We start from the raw sequence: 21,642 nt of genomic DNA on the forward strand, positions 1-21,642 counted from the left end.
ATATGAATTTTTTAAAGAAAGGAAAACACGCTATAAGTAGTCTGTGTGTTTTTTTATTAATCATATTGACGGGCTCTGCTCATGCACAATCTTTAACGGTAGGTGGCAGCAACTGGACCGTAAGCATCCCTCCTATCACTGAAGCAGGAACAAATTATGCCGGAACGTATGAAAGTGCAACCAATCAAATTCTTCTGGCTGCAAGTGTCCCTTTATTACTTGGTACGGCTAAGGTAACGGTACGCTATATACCGGATCCCACATGGAATAATTCTCTGGTTTTAAATATAAGGAGAACAGGTAACGGAACCACAGTTTGCGTATTATGCTCCATCACCGGAGGTACAACTTACCAGGCTATTACCCAAGCTGATCTTGAATTATTCAGAATTACTGCTGTATTAGCTCTTGCCTCATATAGCAATATTCCTCTTCAATTGGAATTAACAGGAGTATCTGTAACAATTCCGGCTGCAACTTATAACGCAAGGATAGTTTTTACAATAGGACCGATATAATTCAAATAAAAATCCCTGCTCAAGGTCTGAACAGGGATAAAAAGAATTATTTTTATTAGTGTTTTGCCCACCATAGCGGAGTGAGTATAGCATCTTCTGCTCCTAAAAGCTGTACAGCTTTCTGATAGCCATCGGGATCCGAATTACGGAAGCTGCTTGGATACCTTAGTCTCTGAGGAAAATTCTTAATTGAATTGGTCATATAATTACCTGTTGTAATAGCTGGTAAGTTAACTAAGGGAGTTTCCACAGCCGGATTTTCAAAAAACGGCAATCCCAGCCTTCGGTGGTCATTCCATGATTCAAGCGGAAGCCACGGCATGTTAGCCAAATACTTTTGCGTAATGATTTTAGTTAATTTATCATTTTTAAATGCTCCATTTTTGTATATCGTATTAACAGGATAGTTAACAGAGACTGAGACCAAATTATTGGTCGCCGGATCTTTGTACTTCATTGTGTGTGTTGCTCCAGGTTCCGAAATATGACTGTATGCAACAGAAGTTCCGTCACGGTTATAATCGGTAGAAGCAATATACTGTCCGTAAAATTGAGAAACCCCATTATAAGTAAAGCTATCCTGGATCCCTTTGTTATAGGCGGCTTCATCGCTCATTGGAGTTGACCATCCTTTCAAAGCAGCTTCTGCAATCAGGAAATAAGATTCCCAGCTCGCAAAAAATATCCTGGAATTAGCGCTTTCCCTGTATTGCTTACCCAACGCCGGTGCACGGCCAATTAATCCTCGTAATCCATTCCTTTGTCCTTTTTCGGCCCAGTTTCCAATAGTAAATGCATTCCAGGTATTAACAGCATTTACAGTAATGGTCGTATTATCTGAAAATTTCAGTTCTCCATAATTGGTTTTCGCATCGTTGGTATAAGTAGGATAAAGAGAATAAATAGGATTGTTGAAATCACCGGGAATGTAAAATGTTTTGTATGCCCTAGGATCCATTTTGTTCGGAATTCCATCCAGCCAATATCCTGCGGATGGATCATTAGTAAGTTTTGTAAACTGCTCATCATATCTTATTCCAATATAATCTTCGTCCCGTATTGCACTATGCTTATCAGCACTAAGTTGATCTGCAGAATTTATACCTCCTAATCCAACATATAGATTGTTAAGAGTAGCAGATAATAACTGTGAATTCCATTCACGCGACATCACACCGGTAAGAGCATCCCATCCCGGTTTTTCTGCGACACTAAAATTTTCGCTACTTACGCTTATAAAATTATTAGTTGCCACAGCCGCCTCAAATTCTGATTTTGCCTTAGCCGGATCTACTTCAGAAATTCTCATTGCTATTCTCATGCGAAGCGAATTGGCATATTTAACCCATAAATTCCATTTTAATTTATAGGCAAGATCATATTTTGAGATATTGTCCGCAGGCACCGGCTGATTAAGATCGATTTTGCCCACAGCATCTTTTAATTCCTCCAGGATATAGTAATATACTTCTTTTTCAGAATTAAAATCAGGATTAACTGCCTGAAATGCCTGGATCGGCTGAGGTCCGAAATTATCCGAAAACTCACTCATTAGATAGGCTCTCCATATACGGGCAACCTGAATCAAATTGTCATAATGAGGCAGCCCCTGACCCTTAGCTTTCTTTTCATTGGCAATTTGAATCGTAGCATTGGCATTATTCAGCCATTGTGAGATATACTTCCAATATTCCACACTCCACGCATCATTATCCGTACCGCCGGCTATACCCGTACTGAGATGCTGCCTTGCTGCTGTTTTCCAGTATAACACAAAAACTCTTTCTGCAATATTGGGATCTTGCTGTGCTCCTAAGATTGAACTGTTTAAAAAATATTCAGGCTGCACCTGATCAATATTGGCAGATAACGGATCTGTATTAATTTCTTCAAAATCTTTACATCCTGAAAATGCTACAAAAATTAATACGAGAAGTGTAATTATATATTTTTTCATGGGTATTGTATTAAAATCCTAAGGTTATGGTAAATAAATATGATCTCATGGTCGGAAAGGCAAGGTTTTCAAAACCTACCGCATTTGAACTTATAGCGAACACTGATTCGGGGTCAATTCCCTTTGCCTTACTATAGATCATCCAAACATTATTTGCTGTGAATGCCACTTTAGCGCTTTTTATCACAAACTTTTCAAACATTGTCTTTGGAAAGTTATAAGAAACCTGAATATTTCTTAGTCGTATGTTCGTTGCATCATAAATATTCTGTTCTGTAATACCTAAATTCCCTGTGGTAACCGCTTCCCAGTAATTCTGCTGTGTAATCTCTTTAGTGTTGGCTGTAAAGCCTCCATTATTTCCGGCAACGACTCCGTCCACTACAAAATTATCGCGTTTTCCGCCAGGTGCAGTATCTTTCGCTAAACCTGATTTTTGCAATGCTAATTGGGTTCCTGAGAAAAATTCTCCACCGATACGCCCGTCAATCTGAAAGGAAAGACCAAAATTTTTGTAAACAAAACTATTGGTAAAACCAAATAATGCTTTAGGAGACTGATTTCCCAAATAGAAAAGACCGGTTTCCTTTTGAGGCGCACCATTTCCATCTACGATCAGTTTACCAAAATAAGGACTGCTTGTATCTTCAACCCTCTTAAATTTGGAGCCGTATATAGCACCATATCTTCTTCCAACCTCTGCGAATATACTTACATCATCAAATCCGCCAAGCGAATATTTAGTAACCTCTCCATCGATCTTATCAATTCTGCTTGTCATTTGGGAAAAGTTGATATTCGTATTCCATGTAAAATCCTGTTTTTTAACAATATCCGTATTGAATACTACTTCAATCCCCTGATTCTGCAGGCCTCCTGCATTGATCTTTTTTTTCTCATACCCTGAAAGAGGATTCATTGGCAGGTTGATCAGCTGATCAGTTGCTTTGGTATTGTAATAACTGACATCCAGTGAAATCCGGTTAAATAATCGCAGATCCAGACCAACTTCAAATGTTTTAAGTTTTTCATTCCTTAAGTTCGGATCATATAAAATCTTTTTCCGATCTGCTGTTACGTTGCCGTTAGGATCTTTTTTAACTTCAAAAGTATTGTAGAGTTCATAAGCTTCCAACGAGTTTCCAGTTACAGCATAAGAAGCTCTTACTTTAGCAAAAGATAAAAATTTGAGCTTGGTCCCGTTTATTTTTGCAAGCATATCGGTAATAACCAATGAAGTACTTATTGAAGGATAAAAATAAGACCGGTTTTCTACCGTAAGCGTTGATGACCAATCATTCCTTGCTGTAGCATTAATAAACCAATATCCATCATAATTTATTTCTGCTGCTGCAAAAGCTGAGTTGATTTTTTTATTTAAAATAACTTCCCGTATGTCAGGATTACCTACAGAATTATTGATATTAAAAAAGTTGGGAGAAGTCAGATTGGGAGCTGAAAGATAGATCGCATTTGTCCTTGTTTCCATCATTTGTCCATATATCGATAAGGAACCACCCCATTTTCCAATAATATTGTCCTTTTTGGCATTCAAACTCGTTATATAATTATTCTCATAAAACTTTTCCTGGCTTGTATTATAAGAATTATTCAGCCTGGATCCCGTCCATGTTTTCGCATTGGCATCCAAAGAATAAAAGTCCGTTCCTAAGCGAACATCCGCACTCAGCCAGTCATTGAATTGATATTTAAGATAGCCACTTAGCAAGAAGCGGTCTTTTTTATCTTCATTCAACCTATTGTAAGAAGCCCAATAAGGATTAACTCCGTTATTTGTTATCCATCTCTGCGTAACGTTATTCTCGGTCATTCCTTCTTTGTAATCTCTTATATCAATATTTCTCGGCATTAATAAGACACTACCATAAGTATTATTATCCAAACCTCCGTTAGGACGATTATTTGCCTTGGTACTTATATACTGGATTTTCACATCAGTTGTCCATTTCTTTTGCGCCCCGAAATTAGAATTCATTTTAGCCATAAAATTCCATCTTTCATACTTCGAGTTGGGAACCTGACTATTGTCGTATAAATAATTTCCGGAAGTATATAAGTTTGTTCCCTCGCCCAGGTTTTCCTGAAAACTTATTGTATGTTGGACACTCGTACCTGTCCTGAAAAAACCTTTAAGGTTATCATAGACTTTCATATCTGTTCCATCGATCTGGGGTCCCCAACTGTTTGTATTATCAAGATTACTTGGCAGATTTGGAAGTCCGTTGCTTCCCTGAGCAAAGTTACTTTGCAAGTCGGGTTTCATAAATATCTTTTCAAAACCTAAACTTGTGGAGTACGTGATGCCAACTCCTCCTTTCTTTTTGCCGGATTTCGTTGTGATGAGAATAACCCCGTTTCCAGCTCTTGCACCATATAATGCCGACGCAGCTCCTCCTTTAAGAACAGAAATAGTTTCGATATCGTCAGGGTTAATATCACTTAAACCATTTCCCATATCAGTATCTGGGTTCCATAAATCATTATTCTTTGCCCCGTCCTGGCTCCTGCCTTTTACTCCGGCTGAATTATTAATGGGAATACCATCCACGACAATTAAAGGCTGGCTATCTCCTTCAAAGGAATTGAATCCCCTGATATTGATTCTGGAAGATGAAGCTGGTCCAAATCCGCCCTTTACAACCTGAAGTCCCGCCACCTTACCTGTTAGTGCATTGGTGACATTGTTTTCCTTAGCGTCTACTAAAGCCTGTCCTTTAACATCCTGGAAAGAATATCCCAGAGATTTCTTCTCTTTTTTCACACCATATGCAGTAACAACTACTTCATCAATTTTTGAAGTTTTAATTGAATCTGTAGATTGTGCATAAAGCCCATTGAAACAAAAGAATGCAGATTGTAGTAGACCAATCCTAAATAGTGTTTTATTCATATTATATTAATGTGATGTGACACAAACATAATATTTTAATACTATTTAACAAAGTAGCAAAATCTAAAAAGAGGAATTAATGTATAAATTTGAATCTAACACATTTATATTCAAATCAAAAAATGACGACAAAGTGAAATATTCCACTATATTTTAACCGGAATATCGTGTTTCTGTTGCATTATAACAATTAGGAAAATCAGAATATTTACCTAACAGGCTTTTACAAATCATTTTCTGAAAAAAAAGAATAGGCAAATTGTCGGATTCGTTTTGCCTGTTCAACCTCAAACCTTGCCTTGGCAGCAATTTCACCATAAGCAAAAGCACGCGCCATCTGAATTTTTTTAAACTTCTCTTTTGGAGTAGATTCCGATCTCATTTTCATCAGCTTGTACTCATTGGTTTGTATTTTATAGGTAGCTTCTTCAAGCTGGCGTGCTCTTTTTTCAAATTTTTCAATATGTTTATCTATCACAGAAAGTGCCTGTTCTAAAGTACACTTTTCCATGTAAGAAGACCAAAGTAAAAAAGGCTCCCGAATGGGGATATATTGAATATCATCCTGAATCCAATCATCAAGCTCTTTTCGACCGGTGTCGGTAAGGGTATACTGCTCCACATTCATTTTTTCTCCCCTGATACTATTTTCAGTTTCTACCAGGTTGCTCTCTTTCATACTTTTAAGAGCATTATAAATCTGGCTAGCTGTAGCACTCCAAAACGGAACTACTGAAGTACTCAAATTTTGAGCAATTTCGTAACCTGTCATAGGGGCTATTTCCAACATAGACATAATGATGTGTTTGGTCGACATACAGATGTTTTATACAAATATACTCATTACAATTCTATTTTTTCATCAACCTCAAAATATTACTTTAAATACTATTTAAAAATAATAATACAAAAAGAATGCATTATCAAAATATTTAAATTTATTCAAATTTAATTTGGAATATTCATTTATTTATATCTAAATTTAACATCACCATATTATTTACATCATAAAAGCAATAATCCATATTTTGCAAAAACAAAGTAAAATAATATCATAAATACTATATTATGAAAGAAAAAGCAGCGTTATACTCCAAACTAAAAGAACAAAATCTAGTTCCTCTTTGGCTTGTCGAGCAAGATGTATTACCGCTACGGCCTAATCCGGCTGCAATTCCCTGGCTTTGGAAATGGGATCAACTTTATGAACTGGCAGCAACTTCCGGAAAGCTCGTAAATCTTGAAGAAGGTGGGGACCGACGTGCTTTAGGATTAAGCAATCCAGGGCTTAATGGAAAACCTTATGCCACTGAAACTTTATGGATGGCATTACAATGGTTAAATGGTAAAGAGATCGCTCCTCCACACCGCCATATTTCACAGGCCTCAAGATTCATTATCCGAAGCGAGGGTTCTTATAGTACAGTTGAAGGAAATAGAATCTTTTTGGAAAGAGGAGATTATGTACTTAATCCCCCCATGCTGTGGCACGACCATGGCTCTACCAATGATAAACATGCGATCTGGTTAGACGCTTTAGACATTCCGCTTACCAACTATCTCAATGCCAATTTTTTTGAATCCTACCATTTGGATCAACAGGAAATAACCAAAAAAATGAATGCGTCTGTACTGAAGCATGGCAATGGTAATTACCGTCCTTTATGGGAACCTTCTAATAATGAATATCCTCCGGTATCAGTTTTTAAATGGAAAGACACCCTAAAAGCACTTAATGATCTTAAAGAAGCAGATGAAGCGAGTCTTTATGATGATGTCGCCCTGGAATACGTCAATTCATTCAATGGAAAGGCAGTCATGAAAACCTTTGGTGCATCAATACAAATGATCCGTCCTAAAGTACATACCAAAGCCCATCGTCATGTTTCCAGCAATGTATACTATGTTTTTGAAGGGAATGGCTATTCAGTGATAGATGGGGTACAATTTAACTGGTCGGAAGGGGATTTCTTTGTGATTCCTACCTGGGCCTATCATGAACATTGTAACATTTCAGAGGATTCTGATGCAATCCTATTCTCCGTAAATGATACCCCGCTGATGCAGACACTCGATAAATACAGAGAAGAACCTTATCTCGAAAACGATGGTTATCAAACCGTTCGCGAAGTCTTTAAAAGTCCTCTCTAATTCTTCTGATCAATTTAAAATTTTAAAATACATCCAATGAAATTATTAATGTTTACCGTGGGCTCTTCACAGCCCAAATTCGGGGCTTTTGTTCAGGAAAAAATCATTGATCTTAATGAAATTGCCCGCCTGGCAAAGCTTTCCCTGCCTCCCAGTATACAAGAATCTCTAAAAAGCAGTTCCGGATTATCAGATGCTGAAAAAGTTATCGCATATACTGTGGCAAACTGGAATCAACTTCCGGAAAATGCGATTTGGAAAGAAGATCAGATTGAATGGCTTCCTATAGTAGGATCTCCCGAAAAAATTGTATGTGTGGGACTGAATTATAAGCACCATATTATGGAAATGAAAAGAGAAATGCCTTCCACACCCGTATTATTTGCTAAAATGGCAACGACATTAAACGGACATAGACAAGATGTTCCGTATATAGACCTCTCTAACTCTTTAGATTATGAAGCAGAAATGGCTGTTATTATCGGTAAAAAAGGGAAAAATATAAAAAAAGAGAATGCCTTGGAGTATATAGCTGGGTATTCATGCTTTAATGATGTAACAGTACGTGAATATCAATTTAGAACTATTCAGTGGATGCAGGGAAAAAACTTCGATGGACATGGACCTATAGGCCCTATGCTGGTAACCCCCGACGAAATAGAAGATCTTGCTGCTTCCAGAATTACCCTTCGACTCAATGGAGAAGTAATGCAGGAGTCTTTTATTGGTGATCTTATTTTTGATGTTCCCACCCTTATTGAAGCTATATCAGAAATCATGACCCTGAATCCCGGAGACATCATCGCCACTGGCACTCCCTCTGGTGTCGGATTTGGGAGGACTCCAAAAGTATTCATGCAAAGAGGAGATGTAGTGGAAGTAGAAATTACCAATATCGGCATGCTACAAAATACTATTAAATAAATACGATTCTTAAAACATAAATTATGAGCAATACAACATTAACTCTTGAGGAGATCAAGGAATCTCTTCAACATTCCCAAAAAAATTCTTGGATTTACTAGACAAAGTTGTTCCCACACAAAAGCTATATATAAGGCCTTCGAGCGAAGAATGGTCTTCTGGTATTGTATTCTGGCATATTGGTGAAGCCCGGATTTTCTTTGTAAACGAAATCCAAAAAGTATTGGATGATCCTTCTATTTCTATTGGTAGAAAAATGGATAATCCAATTCGTTTAGCCAATATAGAAGAAGCGGATAAAATTCAACCATCACCAGCAGAAATCCGGGACAGATTGGAAAAAAGCTATACCGAAATTACCCGTTTATTTGAAAAGCTGACCCCTTCCGACCTAGAAAAGGAAATTCAGCATATGAATCATAAATTCGGATTAATGAAACTTAGGGATTTTATTGATCATTTTATCGTTGAGCATGATGCTATCCACGTTGCTCAAATTAACAGGGTCGTGAGTCAGATCAACTAGGGATATAATATATTCACATAAAAAATAAAACTTATATGAACTCTCAAATTTCTGAGCATAAAAGGCTGGGGCAAACCCAGCCTAATTATGCACTACTATTACTGACTCTGGTATTTGCGCTAGGGTTATTGGACCGGGTTATTTTCAATGTACTTTTGGACCCTATCAGAGAGGAATTCCACCTATCAGACACTGTGATGGGTTTATTATCAGGCTTCGCTTTCGTTGCATTTTATTCTGCCATGACCTTTCCCGTTGCAAGACTTGCCGACCGATATAACAGAAGGAATATTGTGGTTACAGGACTTACTATATGGAGTGCCATGACTGCTTTTAGCGGACTTGTGGCTAATACTCTTCAGCTTACTATTGCCAGGATCATGGTTGGCTTTGGAGAGTCAATGGGGTCTGCTCCTGGTCATTCTCTTCTTTCCGATTTTTTCCCGAAAGAAAAGCGTCCTAAAGCTTTCAGCATTTATTCCGGAGGTCTTCACATTGGAATACTGTTAGGCTATATCATTGCTGGTCTTGTAGGCCAAATGTTGGGATGGCGTTATGCCTTCTTTTTTGCCGGAGCACCCGGACTTATACTTGCTCTCATTATCCGTTTAACAATGAAAGAACCATTACGAGGCAGCTCAGAAGAACATTACAAACTAAAAGAGCTTGGAATTCCTTTAAAAGAAGCCCTTAAAGACATTTTTAGCCGGCAAAGTTATCTTCTTGTACTCATCGCAACCACTATGGGAGCTTTCGTGATTTATGCATTAAGTACGTGGGAAGCAACTTTCCTCAGAAGAATTTATCACTTTAATGGAAAACAAATAGGATTGATTGTAGGAGTGGTGAAAGGGGGAACGGGTCTTGCAGGTGCCTTTCTTGGAGGATGGCTTTCCAATACCTTTGGAAAGAAAGATTATAAATATATCTTACAAATCCCAGCTATAGCAACATTTTTATGTGCCGCCTTTTCTCTTGTATTCCTATTTTCCACAAATGCTGCTATGGCCATTATAGGACTCGGTATGACAACATTTTTTCTCGCATTTCATATTGGAGTATCGTGGGGTGTAGCTCAGACAGTCACACGTGTTGAAGTACGTACACTGGCTGCCGCAATATTAACCATTTCCTGCAACTTTATCGGTCATGGATTTGGCAGTTCTGTCCCAGGCTTTTTCAATGATCTTTTGTCTGAAACATATAGTGTTAATGCCATACGCTATTCATTGTTATCTGCAACAGGTGTAGCATTGCTAGCAAGTATCATTTATTGGAAAGCTTCAGGGCTTCTAAGAAAAGACATTAATACAATAGAATAAAGATAGATTTATTCTTACTGTTTTTGATACAACCTATTTTAATTGTTTATTTTAAGACTTATATCTCTATGCTTTATTCGTATAAAAAAAATTTCAGCTATTGCCTTTTACTTTTATCATACTTATTTCACGCACAAATCACCAATGATAGTATCCCATCTCCACCGATAATTCAAACAGAGATTGATGCAGGTTATAGAAAAATACTGCTGTCCACAATTGTTACAAAAAAAATTGATAGACAAAAGAAATTTAATCTTCTTAACATAACAGCTGTACACAGCTTCTATACTAAAGATGACCGTCGTTTTGATGAAGTATTTAGTAATATGGCTGTAACCTATAATTACGCAGGTCCTTTTGCGGCGGGTGCCGGAATGAAATTCGTTAATACTACCGGAATTACTCCTTTTCTAACAGTACAATATTCCAAACGTACTCCAAGATTATCCGCTATAATACTTCTTTCTTACATGGTAATCAATATTCCTTTGCGGGAAGCTATTGTAATGATCAATTATCGGTATCCAATCAATCGAGATTATCAGCTCTTTACCCAGCTACTGGCCACTACCAGCTGGTTAGATTTTAAACTACACCGTAGAAGTCAGCAACAATTTCGGATAGGATTGGACAACAAAGCCTTTCAATATGGACTTGCTATAGATTTTGATCAGTATGGATTAAACCCTGTAACCAAAACCAATGTTGGATTGTTTCTTCGAAAAGAGTTTAGATAGATAGCATTAATAATAAATGATGATTGATATTTGATGAATGATCTTTTATCATTTATAATTCATCAATGATCAATGATCATTGCCCTTATCTTTATCATTTATTCTATGGTATGGTGTAGTAGGTATAGATATGTATAGGTATAGTTATAAAACAAAAAAGTCTCATACAAATTCATGTATGAGACTTTTAATAAAAACTGGCGGCGACCTACTCTCCCGCTTGTCGCAGTACCATCGGCGCTGGTGGGCTTAACTTCTGTGTTCGGAATGGGAACAGGTGAGCCCCACCGCTAAAACCACCCTAAAGAAGGTATATAAGATATCAGAGGCTAGATTTCAGATTTCAGACTCATTATAAAGTCTGTCATCTGATGTCTTGTATCTGACATCTGTTTTATCGGTAAATTTCATCACAAAGGCAAAACCAGTATTGCACTTATAAGACTTGAACTAGTGTAACCTATAGGCTATAAATCTACGGGTAATTAGTACTACTCGGCTATGCTGTTACCAACTTTACACCTGTAGCCTATCAACGTGGTCATCTCCCACGACCCTTAAAAGATGTCTCATCTTGAGGCGAGTTTCGCACTTATATGCTTTCAGTGCTTATCTCTTCCAAACATAGCTACTCAGCGGTGCACCTGGCGGTACAACTGATACACCAGAGGTTTGTTCAATTCGGTCCTCTCGTACTAGAATCAAGCCCTCTCAAACATCTAACGCCCGCAATAGATAGAGACCGAACTGTCTCACGACGTTCTGAACCCAGCTCGCGTGCCACTTTAATGGGCGAACAGCCCAACCCTTGGGACCTTCTCCAGCCCCAGGATGTGACGAGCCGACATCGAGGTGCCGAACCTCCCCGTCGATGTGAGCTCTTGGGGGAGACTAGCCTGTTATCCCCGGAGTACCTTTTATCCTATGAGCGATGGCCCTTCCATACGGAACCACCGGATCACTATGTCCTGCTTTCGCACCTGATCGACTTGTAGGTCTCACAGTCAAGCACCCTTATGCCATTACACTCTACGCACGGTTACCAAGCGTGCTGAGGGTACCTTTGAAAGCCTCCGTTACTCTTTTGGAGGCGACCACCCCAGTCAAACTACCCACCACGCAATGTCCTTCCTAAAGGAAGTTAGGCTCCAAGTAAGTAAAGGGTGGTATTTCAACGTTGACTCCACAAACACTAGCGTGCCTGCTTCATAGTCTCCCACCTATCCTACACATTACTTACTCAAAGTCAATACGAAGTTATAGTAAAGGTTCACAGGGTCTTTTCGTCCCATTGCGGGTAATCGGCATCTTCACCGATACTACAATTTCACCGAGCTCGTGGCTGAGACAGTGCCCAGATCGTTACACCATTCGTGCAGGTCGGAACTTACCCGACAAGGAATTTCGCTACCTTAGGACCGTTATAGTTACGGCCGCCGTTTACTGGGGCTTCAGTCAAACGCTTCGCTTACGCTAACGCCCTTCCTTAACCTTCCAGCACCGGGCAGGTGTCAGACCCTATACAGCATCTTTCGATTTAGCAGAGTCCTGTGTTTTTGATAAACAGTCGCCTGGGCCTCTTCACTGCGGCCACCATTGCTGATGGCGTCTCTTCTTCCGAAGTTACGAGACTATTTTGCCTAGTTCCTTAGCCACGACTCACTCGAGCACCTTAGGATTCTCTCCTCGACTACCTGTGTCGGTTTTGGTACGGGTTGCTTCACTTCGGCTTTTCTTGGAAGCACTTTCCCTGCAGCAGCTTCGCCCGAAGGCTAGGCCTTGACTATTCCGTCAGTCTCCAGCAGGTACGGCACTCCGTCCCCTTTTTAGTGTGAGCAAGTATGGGAATATTAACCCATTGTCCATCCACTACCCCTTTCGGGTTCGCGTTAGGTCCCGACTAACCCTCAGCTGATTAGCATGGCTGAGGAAACCTTAGTCTTTCGGTGAGGGGGTTTCTCGCCCCCTTTATCGTTACTTATGCCTACATTTTCTTTTCTGTCCGCTCCACAATACCTCACGATACTGCTTCGGCGCAAACAGAATGCTCCCCTACCAGATGTACAATGTACAAATCCATAGCTTCGGTAATATGTTTATGCCCGATTATTATCCATGCCGGACCGCTCGACTAGTGAGCTGTTACGCACTCTTTAAATGAATGGCTGCTTCCAAGCCAACATCCTAGCTGTCAATGCAGTCCAACCGCGTTGCTTCAACTTAACATATATTTGGGGACCTTAGCTGTTGGTCTGGGTTCTTTCCCTCTCGGACATGGACCTTAGCACCCATGCCCTCACTGCTGATCAACATTTATTAGCATTCGGAGTTTGTCAGGAATTGGTAGGCGGTGAAACCCCCGCATCCAATCAGTAGCTCTACCTCTAATAAACTTATAATCAACGCTGCACCTAAATGCATTTCGGGGAGTACGAGCTATCTCCCAGTTTGATTGGCCTTTCACCCCTACCCACAGGTCATCCGAAGACTTTTCAACGTCAACCGGTTCGGTCCTCCACTCTGTGTTACCAGAGCTTCAACCTGCCCATGGGTAGATCACAAGGTTTCGCGTCTAATCCTACTAACTATCCGCCCTATTCAGACTCGCTTTCGCTCCGGCTCCGGACCTGAAGTCCTTAACCTCGCTAGTAAAATTAACTCGTAGGCTCATTATGCAAAAGGCACGCCGTCACCCAACTTGTGGGCTCCGACCGCTTGTAGGCGTACGGTTTCAGGTTCTATTTCACCCTTCTATTCGAAGTGCTTTTCACCTTTCCTTCACAGTACTTGTTCACTATCGGTCTTTCAGGAGTATTTAGCCTTGGAGGATGGTCCCCCCATATTCAGACAGGATTTCACGTGTCCCGCCCTACTCATTTATCATCTATATATACCTTTCGAATACCGGGCTATCACCGTCTATGGCCGCACTTTCCAGTACGTTCTTCTAAATATATAAAGACTTTTGGGCTAATCCGCTTTCGCTCGCCACTACTTACGGAATCTCTTCGATTTCTTTTCCTCCGGGTACTTAGATGTTTCAGTTCTCCGGGTTTGCTCCTCTTACGAGGTAATACATCTTCAATGTATTGGGTTGCCCCATTCGGACATCTGCGGATCAATTCGTGTGTGCCAATCCCCGCAGCTTTTCGCAGCTTACCACGTCCTTCGTCGCCTCTGAAAGCCTAGGCATCCGCCATACGCCCTTAACGATTTCTTTCCTATTTTTAGGTTACTCAAGCACTTATAAGTGCTCGGTTTTCTCTTTGTGATGTCTTTACCGTTAATGTCAATGATCTTTATTTCTTCTGTATTAATGTAAAACGTATTCATGTATCAATGACGGCTCTCGTCATGAGGTTTACATGCTTCTTTTTTACATATACAAACTGTGGAGAATAAGGGAGTCGAACCCTTGACCTCCTGCGTGCAAGGCAGGCGCTCTAGCCAGCTGAGCTAATTCCCCCTCTAGTAGACTTCAGATATCAGATCCTAGATCTCAGACTTAATGTCTCATGTCTTATATCTGATCTCTTCCCGTCTTATAATTAGTAGTCTCGGGCAGGCTCGAACTGCCGACCTCTACATTATCAGTGTAGCGCTCTAACCAGCTGAGCTACGAGACTGTCTTGTTAGACTTGCAGATTCAAGATCCCAGATATCAGACTTACATGGTCTTTCTTCTTCTATCTTTCCTCTTGTCTCTCTTCCCTTTTACTAATTTCTAGTGGGTGTTGTATTTTTTTATATATCAACCAAATAAAAAACTAAAGCTTCTCTTTAAGTAAGTACATGGTACACTTAAGTACCTTTATTTTGTTTAACGTTCTTCAACGCTCTAAAATGAGATGTTCCAGCCGCACCTTCCGGTACGGCTACCTTGTTACGACTTAGCCCTAGTTACCTGTTTTACCCTAGGCAGCTCCTGTTACGGTCACCGACTTCAGGTACCCCAGACTTCCATGGCTTGACGGGCGGTGTGTACAAGGCCCGGGAACGTATTCACCGCGCCATGGCTGATGCGCGATTACTAGCGATTCCAGCTTCATAGAGTCGAGTTGCAGACTCCAATCCGAACTGAGACCAGCTTTCGAGATTAGCATCCAGTCGCCTGGTAGCAGCCCTCTGTACTGGCCATTGTATTACGTGTGTGGCCCAAGGCGTAAGGGCCGTGATGATTTGACGTCATCCCCACCTTCCTCTCTACTTGCGTAGGCAGTCTCACTAGAGTCCCCAACTGAATGATGGCAACTAGTGACAGGGGTTGCGCTCGTTGCAGGACTTAACCTAACACCTCACGGCACGAGCTGACGACAACCATGCAGCACCTTGAAAAATGTCCGAAGAAAAGCCTATTTCTAAGCCTGTCATTTCCCATTTAAGCCTTGGTAAGGTTCCTCGCGTATCATCGAATTAAACCACATAATCCACCGCTTGTGCGGGCCCCCGTCAATTCCTTTGAGTTTCAAACTTGCGTTCGTACTCCCCAGGTGGCTAACTTATCACTTTCGCTTAGTCTCTGAATCCGAAAACCCAAAAACGAGTTAGCATCGTTTACGGCGTGGACTACCAGGGTATCTAATCCTGTTCGCTCCCCACGCTTTCGTCCATCAGCGTCAGTTAAGACATGGTAACCTGCCTTCGCAATTGGTGTTCTAAGTAATATCTATGCATTTCACCGCTACACTACTTATTCCAGCTACCTCTACCTTACTCAAGACCCGCAGTATCAATGGCAGTTTCATAGTTAAGCTATGAGATTTCACCACTGACTTACGAGTCCGCCTACGGACCCTTTAAACCCAATAAATCCGGATAACGCTTGCACCCTCCGTATTACCGCGGCTGCTGGCACGGAGTTAGCCGGTGCTTATTCGTATAGTACCTTCAGCTACCCTCACGAGGGTAGGTTTATCCCTATACAAAAGAAGTTTACAACCCATAGGGCCGTCATCCTTCACGCGGGATGGCTGGATCAGGCTCTCACCCATTGTCCAATATTCCTCACTGCTGCCTCCCGTAGGAGTCTGGTCCGTGTCTCAGTACCAGTGTGGGGGATCACCCTCTCAGGCCCCCTAAAGATCATTGACTTGGTGAGCCGTTACCTCACCAACTATCTAATCTTGCGCGTGCCCATCTCTATCCACCGGAGTTTTCAATATCTAATGATGCCATCAAATATATTATGGGGTATTAATCTTCCTTTCGAAAGGCTATCCCCCTGATAAAGGTAGGTTGCACACGTGTTCCGCACCCGTGCGCCGCTCTCTAGATCCCGAAAGATCTATACCGCTCGGCTTGCATGTGTTAGGCCTCCCGCTAGCGTTCATCCTGAGCCAGGATCAAACTCTCCATTGTATGTTTGTCTGACTCACTCAAAGTTTTGACGCTTTAGTTTTTCCTTACTTGGTTGTTATATTGTATTTCAATGATCTCTTTTCTTCCGCTTTTCTCTAAAGCTTTTTCTCTGTCGTTATTGCTTTAGATTTGCGAGTGCAAAAGTAATTAATGTTTCTGAACTGACCAAATGTTTTTGAAGAAAATTTTAAAGTTTTTTTCTGTAACCTTAATCCCTCTTTAACACTTATCTCAATTTTACTCCGCGCTCCCTTAATTGGGACTGCAAAGATACAAACTTTTCTCAATTTTCAAAATAAATTATTATTTATTTTTTTTAAATCTTTCGTTTATAATTACCCTCTTCTGCGCTACCTACTATCTCTCGTTTTCAGTGGGGCAAAAGTACACCTTATTCATCAAACAATCCAAATCATTTTATATTTAAATTCATATTTAGTTCATATTTGATCTTAACTCACTGATAAGCAACTTAAAAAATTTCAATGCTTTTTCCTGGGTTTAGAATGATAAAGGCGAAAACATAAGAGAAAACTGCCATAACAAGGGAAAAGGAAAAAAATAAAAGCTATAAAATGAAGGGTTTTCTATGGAAAAATGGAGGGTTGAGACAGGAAAAACAAGAAGTAGAAAGGGAAAAGTAAGGAGAAAAATGGAAAATGAAGTGCTGAAGAGTAAAGAAAAAAATATCTGACTAAAAAAAAGACTGCAATAAATTCGGTTTGAACACAACAAAAAATATGATGTAGCATTTTATAAGATCAATAAGTATCTCTTTATTCTTTATTCTTTATTCTTTATTCTTTATTCTTTATTCTTTATTCTTTATTTAAATTTCCTCCTTTTTCACCACATTGTGGTAGCTTGAATAATAAATCAACATACTTATTACTGGTAAAGGTGCAAGATAGGGTCTTTATATGATCTCCGATTATATTGATATTCGTAATCCATATCATTATGCCCGTTATTAAAGTATAGATCATATTATATCTTGTATTGCTTCGGATGACAGGATAAAATCTTTGAGCTCAAATTTCCTAGGATTTAGATCCTGTTCCTAAAGTAAAGCTTTTCATCAATTGCAATATACTATTGGGATATCTTTATTCCGGATAAGGTCATTCTTCCAGGCATATAATTCATTAAGCTGTGCATGCAATAACAATATGGAATAATTTATAATTGATTAAGATATTATTGGTGATTGGCGATTAAAACCTAAAAGTTGAAAATTAAAAATGGAAAGTTTTTAAGTTGGCTAAAGCCACTAGGATTTTGGAGGCTATTACTGAAGGGCTAAAGACCACCTCTATTGATGAAAGCTTGTAAAAGAATAAAGAGCCTAAAGTAGTAGTAGTAGTAGTTGTTGTTGTTGTTGTTGTTGTTGTTGTTGTTGGAAGAGGAATAAAATACAAAGTCCTACTAACTATGAATGATAAATGATAAAATGATGATTGATAATGAGCCCTATTAATTGATATTTGTCTGTTAATCAATAATGATTGATAATTGATGATTGATCTTTTATCATTTATAATTCATCAATGATCATTTATCTTTTATTCCTATGGTATGGTAGGTATAGATATGTATAGGTATAGTTATAAAACAAAAAAGTCTCATACAAATTCATGTATGAGACTTTTAATAAAAACTGGCGGCGACCTACTCTCCCGCTTGTCGCAGTACCATCGGCGCTGGTGGGCTTAACTTCTGTGTTCGGAATGGGAACAGGTGAGCCCCACCGCTAAAACCACCCTAAAGAAGGTATATAAGATATCAGAGGCTAGATTTCAGATTTCAGACTCATTATAAAGTCTGTCATCTGATGTCTTGTATCTGACATCTGTTTTATCGGTAAATTTCATCACAAAGGCAAAACCAGTATTGCACTTATAAGACTTGAACTAGTGTAACCTATAGGCTATAAATCTACGGGTAATTAGTACTACTCGGCTATGCTGTTACCAACTTTACACCTGTAGCCTATCAACGTGGTCATCTCCCACGACCCTTAAAAGATGTCTCATCTTGAGGCGAGTTTCGCACTTATATGCTTTCAGTGCTTATCTCTTCCAAACATAGCTACTCAGCGGTGCACCTGGCGGTACAACTGATACACCAGAGGTTTGTTCAATTCGGTCCTCTCGTACTAGAATCAAGCCCTCTCAAACATCTAACGCCCGCAATAGATAGAGACCGAACTGTCTCACGACGTTCTGAACCCAGCTCGCGTGCCACTTTAATGGGCGAACAGCCCAACCCTTGGGACCTTCTCCAGCCCCAGGATGTGACGAGCCGACATCGAGGTGCCGAACCTCCCCGTCGATGTGAGCTCTTGGGGGAGACTAGCCTGTTATCCCCGGAGTACCTTTTATCCTATGAGCGATGGCCCTTCCATACGGAACCACCGGATCACTATGTCCTGCTTTCGCACCTGATCGACTTGTAGGTCTCACAGTCAAGCACCCTTATGCCATTACACTCTACGCACGGTTACCAAGCGTGCTGAGGGTACCTTTGAAAGCCTCCGTTACTCTTTTGGAGGCGACCACCCCAGTCAAACTACCCACCACGCAATGTCCTTCCTAAAGGAAGTTAGGCTCCAAGTAAGTAAAGGGTGGTATTTCAACGTTGACTCCACAAACACTAGCGTGCCTGCTTCATAGTCTCCCACCTATCCTACACATTACTTACTCAAAGTCAATACGAAGTTATAGTAAAGGTTCACAGGGTCTTTTCGTCCCATTGCGGGTAATCGGCATCTTCACCGATACTACAATTTCACCGAGCTCGTGGCTGAGACAGTGCCCAGATCGTTACACCATTCGTGCAGGTCGGAACTTACCCGACAAGGAATTTCGCTACCTTAGGACCGTTATAGTTACGGCCGCCGTTTACTGGGGCTTCAGTCAAACGCTTCGCTTACGCTAACGCCCTTCCTTAACCTTCCAGCACCGGGCAGGTGTCAGACCCTATACAGCATCTTTCGATTTAGCAGAGTCCTGTGTTTTTGATAAACAGTCGCCTGGGCCTCTTCACTGCGGCCACCATTGCTGATGGCGTCTCTTCTTCCGAAGTTACGAGACTATTTTGCCTAGTTCCTTAGCCACGACTCACTCGAGCACCTTAGGATTCTCTCCTCGACTACCTGTGTCGGTTTTGGTACGGGTTGCTTCACTTCGGCTTTTCTTGGAAGCACTTTCCCTGCAGCAGCTTCGCCCGAAGGCTAGGCCTTGACTATTCCGTCAGTCTCCAGCAGGTACGGCACTCCGTCCCCTTTTTAGTGTGAGCAAGTATGGGAATATTAACCCATTGTCCATCCACTACCCCTTTCGGGTTCGCGTTAGGTCCCGACTAACCCTCAGCTGATTAGCATGGCTGAGGAAACCTTAGTCTTTCGGTGAGGGGGTTTCTCGCCCCCTTTATCGTTACTTATGCCTACATTTTCTTTTCTGTCCGCTCCACAATACCTCACGATACTGCTTCGGCGCAAACAGAATGCTCCCCTACCAGATGTACAATGTACAAATCCATAGCTTCGGTAATATGTTTATGCCCGATTATTATCCATGCCGGACCGCTCGACTAGTGAGCTGTTACGCACTCTTTAAATGAATGGCTGCTTCCAAGCCAACATCCTAGCTGTCAATGCAGTCCAACCGCGTTGCTTCAACTTAACATATATTTGGGGACCTTAGCTGTTGGTCTGGGTTCTTTCCCTCTCGGACATGGACCTTAGCACCCATGCCCTCACTGCTGATCAACATTTATTAGCATTCGGAGTTTGTCAGGAATTGGTAGGCGGTGAAACCCCCGCATCCAATCAGTAGCTCTACCTCTAATAAACTTATAATCAACGCTGCACCTAAATGCATTTCGGGGAGTACGAGCTATCTCCCAGTTTGATTGGCCTTTCACCCCTACCCACAGGTCATCCGAAGACTTTTCAACGTCAACCGGTTCGGTCCTCCACTCTGTGTTACCAGAGCTTCAACCTGCCCATGGGTAGATCACAAGGTTTCGCGTCTAATCCTACTAACTATCCGCCCTATTCAGACTCGCTTTCGCTCCGGCTCCGGACCTGAAGTCCTTAACCTCGCTAGTAAAATTAACTCGTAGGCTCATTATGCAAAAGGCACGCCGTCACCCAACTTGTGGGCTCCGACCGCTTGTAGGCGTACGGTTTCAGGTTCTATTTCACCCTTCTATTCGAAGTGCTTTTCACCTTTCCTTCACAGTACTTGTTCACTATCGGTCTTTCAGGAGTATTTAGCCTTGGAGGATGGTCCCCCCATATTCAGACAGGATTTCACGTGTCCCGCCCTACTCATTTATCATCTATATATACCTTTCGAATACCGGGCTATCACCGTCTATGGCCGCACTTTCCAGTACGTTCTTCTAAATATATAAAGACTTTTGGGCTAATCCGCTTTCGCTCGCCACTACTTACGGAATCTCTTCGATTTCTTTTCCTCCGGGTACTTAGATGTTTCAGTTCTCCGGGTTTGCTCCTCTTACGAGGTAATACATCTTCAATGTATTGGGTTGCCCCATTCGGACATCTGCGGATCAATTCGTGTGTGCCAATCCCCGCAGCTTTTCGCAGCTTACCACGTCCTTCGTCGCCTCTGAAAGCCTAGGCATCCGCCATACGCCCTTAACGATTTCTTTCCTATTTTTAGGTTACTCAAGCACTTATAAGTGCTCGGTTTTCTCTTTGTGATGTCTTTACCGTTAATGTCAATGATCTTTATTTCTTCTGTATTAATGTAAAACGTATTCATGTATCAATGACGGCTCTCGTCATGAGGTTTACATGCTTCTTTTTTACATATACAAACTGTGGAGAATAAGGGAGTCGAACCCTTGACCTCCTGCGTGCAAGGCAGGCGCTCTAGCCAGCTGAGCTAATTCCCCCTCTAGTAGACTTCAGATATCAGATCCTAGATCTCAGACTTAATGTCTCATGTCTTATATCTGATCTCTTCCCGTCTTATAATTAGTAGTCTCGGGCAGGCTCGAACTGCCGACCTCTACATTATCAGTGTAGCGCTCTAACCAGCTGAGCTACGAGACTTTGTTTTAGATGTTAGATTTTAGATATCAGATGTTAGACTAATCTCTAACTTCTAATTTCTAACTTCTTTTCTAAATCTCTTCCCTTTTACTAATTTCTAGTGGGTGTTGTATTTTTTTATATATCAACCAAATAAAAAACTAAAGCTT

At 40.8% G+C, this 21,642-nt stretch carries 9 protein-coding genes, 4 tRNA genes and 5 rRNA genes; 6 read left to right on the top strand and 12 right to left on the bottom strand.

The window, feature by feature from the left end:
* Positions 1-2: 2 nt before the first annotated feature.
* On the top strand, positions 3-518 hold the full coding sequence (locus MTQ00_RS14095; protein WP_228457001.1) for a hypothetical protein: 516 nt from the start codon (positions 3-5) through the stop codon (positions 516-518).
* Positions 519-573: 55 nt separating this feature from the next.
* On the opposite strand, the gene MTQ00_RS14100 is transcribed toward MTQ00_RS14095, so the two are convergent.
* The 3 genes from MTQ00_RS14100 to MTQ00_RS14110 all read right to left on the bottom strand — a co-directional run bounded on the left by MTQ00_RS14100 (position 574) and on the right by MTQ00_RS14110 (position 6,203).
* A complete protein-coding gene (locus tag MTQ00_RS14100) occupies positions 574-2,475 on the bottom strand; it encodes a SusD/RagB family nutrient-binding outer membrane lipoprotein (protein ID WP_273649850.1) in 1,902 nt (633 codons plus the stop codon).
* A 10-nt stretch (positions 2,476-2,485) separates the two neighbouring features.
* A complete protein-coding gene (locus MTQ00_RS14105; RefSeq protein ID WP_273649852.1) occupies positions 2,486-5,386 on the bottom strand; it encodes a SusC/RagA family TonB-linked outer membrane protein in 2,901 nt (966 codons plus the stop codon).
* Between the two features lie 223 nt (positions 5,387-5,609).
* On the bottom strand, positions 5,610-6,203 hold the full coding sequence (locus tag MTQ00_RS14110) for a PadR family transcriptional regulator (RefSeq protein ID WP_172280977.1): 594 nt from the start codon (positions 6,201-6,203) through the stop codon (positions 5,610-5,612).
* Between the two features lie 251 nt (positions 6,204-6,454).
* Between MTQ00_RS14110 and MTQ00_RS14115 the strand changes: the two genes are divergently transcribed.
* From MTQ00_RS14115 to MTQ00_RS14135, 5 genes are all read left to right on the top strand, one after another.
* Positions 6,455-7,537, top strand: a complete 1,083-nt coding sequence (locus tag MTQ00_RS14115; protein ID WP_273649854.1) for a cupin domain-containing protein — start codon at positions 6,455-6,457, stop codon at positions 7,535-7,537.
* A 36-nt stretch (positions 7,538-7,573) separates the two neighbouring features.
* Positions 7,574-8,461, top strand: coding sequence for a fumarylacetoacetate hydrolase family protein (locus MTQ00_RS14120; RefSeq protein ID WP_273649857.1), 888 nt, complete (start codon positions 7,574-7,576; stop codon positions 8,459-8,461).
* An 88-nt stretch (positions 8,462-8,549) separates the two neighbouring features.
* Positions 8,550-8,987 (top strand): DinB family protein, encoded by a 438-nt coding sequence (locus MTQ00_RS14125; protein ID WP_273649859.1) that lies wholly within the window; start codon positions 8,550-8,552, stop codon positions 8,985-8,987.
* Between the two features lie 35 nt (positions 8,988-9,022).
* Positions 9,023-10,309: a spinster family MFS transporter gene (locus MTQ00_RS14130; protein ID WP_273649861.1), complete on the top strand. Its 1,287-nt coding sequence runs from the start codon at positions 9,023-9,025 to the stop codon at positions 10,307-10,309.
* Positions 10,310-10,377: 68 nt separating this feature from the next.
* Positions 10,378-11,049 (top strand): hypothetical protein, encoded by a 672-nt coding sequence (locus MTQ00_RS14135; protein ID WP_273649863.1) that lies wholly within the window; start codon positions 10,378-10,380, stop codon positions 11,047-11,049.
* 195 nt (positions 11,050-11,244) lie between these two features.
* Here MTQ00_RS14135 and rrf (MTQ00_RS14140) read toward each other — a convergent pair.
* The 9 genes from rrf (MTQ00_RS14140) to MTQ00_RS14180 form a co-directional block, all read right to left on the bottom strand.
* Positions 11,245-11,353: ribosomal RNA gene (rrf, locus tag MTQ00_RS14140) — 5S ribosomal RNA — on the bottom strand.
* A 161-nt stretch (positions 11,354-11,514) separates the two neighbouring features.
* Positions 11,515-14,269, bottom strand: a 23S ribosomal RNA gene (locus tag MTQ00_RS14145).
* A gap of 172 nt (positions 14,270-14,441) precedes the next feature.
* Positions 14,442-14,515: transfer RNA gene (locus MTQ00_RS14150), tRNA-Ala, on the bottom strand.
* A gap of 86 nt (positions 14,516-14,601) precedes the next feature.
* Positions 14,602-14,675 (bottom strand) — tRNA-Ile (locus MTQ00_RS14155).
* Between the two features lie 215 nt (positions 14,676-14,890).
* Positions 14,891-16,407 (bottom strand): 16S ribosomal RNA (locus MTQ00_RS14160).
* A 1,655-nt stretch (positions 16,408-18,062) separates the two neighbouring features.
* Positions 18,063-18,171: ribosomal RNA gene (gene rrf / locus MTQ00_RS14165) — 5S ribosomal RNA — on the bottom strand.
* Between the two features lie 161 nt (positions 18,172-18,332).
* Positions 18,333-21,087, bottom strand: a 23S ribosomal RNA gene (locus MTQ00_RS14170).
* The 16S, 23S and 5S rRNA genes sit together here with 4 tRNA genes alongside, the layout of an rRNA operon.
* 172 nt (positions 21,088-21,259) lie before the next feature.
* A tRNA-Ala gene (locus MTQ00_RS14175) sits at positions 21,260-21,333 on the bottom strand.
* Positions 21,334-21,419: 86 nt separating this feature from the next.
* Positions 21,420-21,493 (bottom strand) — tRNA-Ile (locus tag MTQ00_RS14180).
* Between the last annotated feature and the right edge of the window lie 149 nt (positions 21,494-21,642).

It is taken from the genome of Chryseobacterium sp. B21-037, assembly GCF_028570785.1.
Lineage (GTDB): Bacteria > Bacteroidota > Bacteroidia > Flavobacteriales > Weeksellaceae > Chryseobacterium > Chryseobacterium proteolyticum.

What these genes read in the sequence shown, in the direction of transcription:
- MTQ00_RS14095 (WP_228457001.1), top strand. Translation starts at nt 3, where the DNA reads ATGAATTTTTTAAAGAAAGGAAAACACGCTATAAGTAGTCTGTGTGTT.
- MTQ00_RS14100 (WP_273649850.1), bottom strand. Translation starts at nt 2,475, where the DNA reads ATGAAAAAATATATAATTACACTTCTCGTATTAATTTTTGTAGCATTT.
- MTQ00_RS14105 (WP_273649852.1), bottom strand. Translation starts at nt 5,386, where the DNA reads ATGAATAAAACACTATTTAGGATTGGTCTACTACAATCTGCATTCTTT.
- MTQ00_RS14110 (WP_172280977.1), bottom strand. Translation starts at nt 6,203, where the DNA reads ATGTCGACCAAACACATCATTATGTCTATGTTGGAAATAGCCCCTATG.
- MTQ00_RS14115 (WP_273649854.1), top strand. Translation starts at nt 6,455, where the DNA reads ATGAAAGAAAAAGCAGCGTTATACTCCAAACTAAAAGAACAAAATCTA.
- MTQ00_RS14120 (WP_273649857.1), top strand. Translation starts at nt 7,574, where the DNA reads ATGAAATTATTAATGTTTACCGTGGGCTCTTCACAGCCCAAATTCGGG.
- MTQ00_RS14130 (WP_273649861.1), top strand. Translation starts at nt 9,023, where the DNA reads ATGAACTCTCAAATTTCTGAGCATAAAAGGCTGGGGCAAACCCAGCCT.
- MTQ00_RS14135 (WP_273649863.1), top strand. Translation starts at nt 10,378, where the DNA reads ATGCTTTATTCGTATAAAAAAAATTTCAGCTATTGCCTTTTACTTTTA.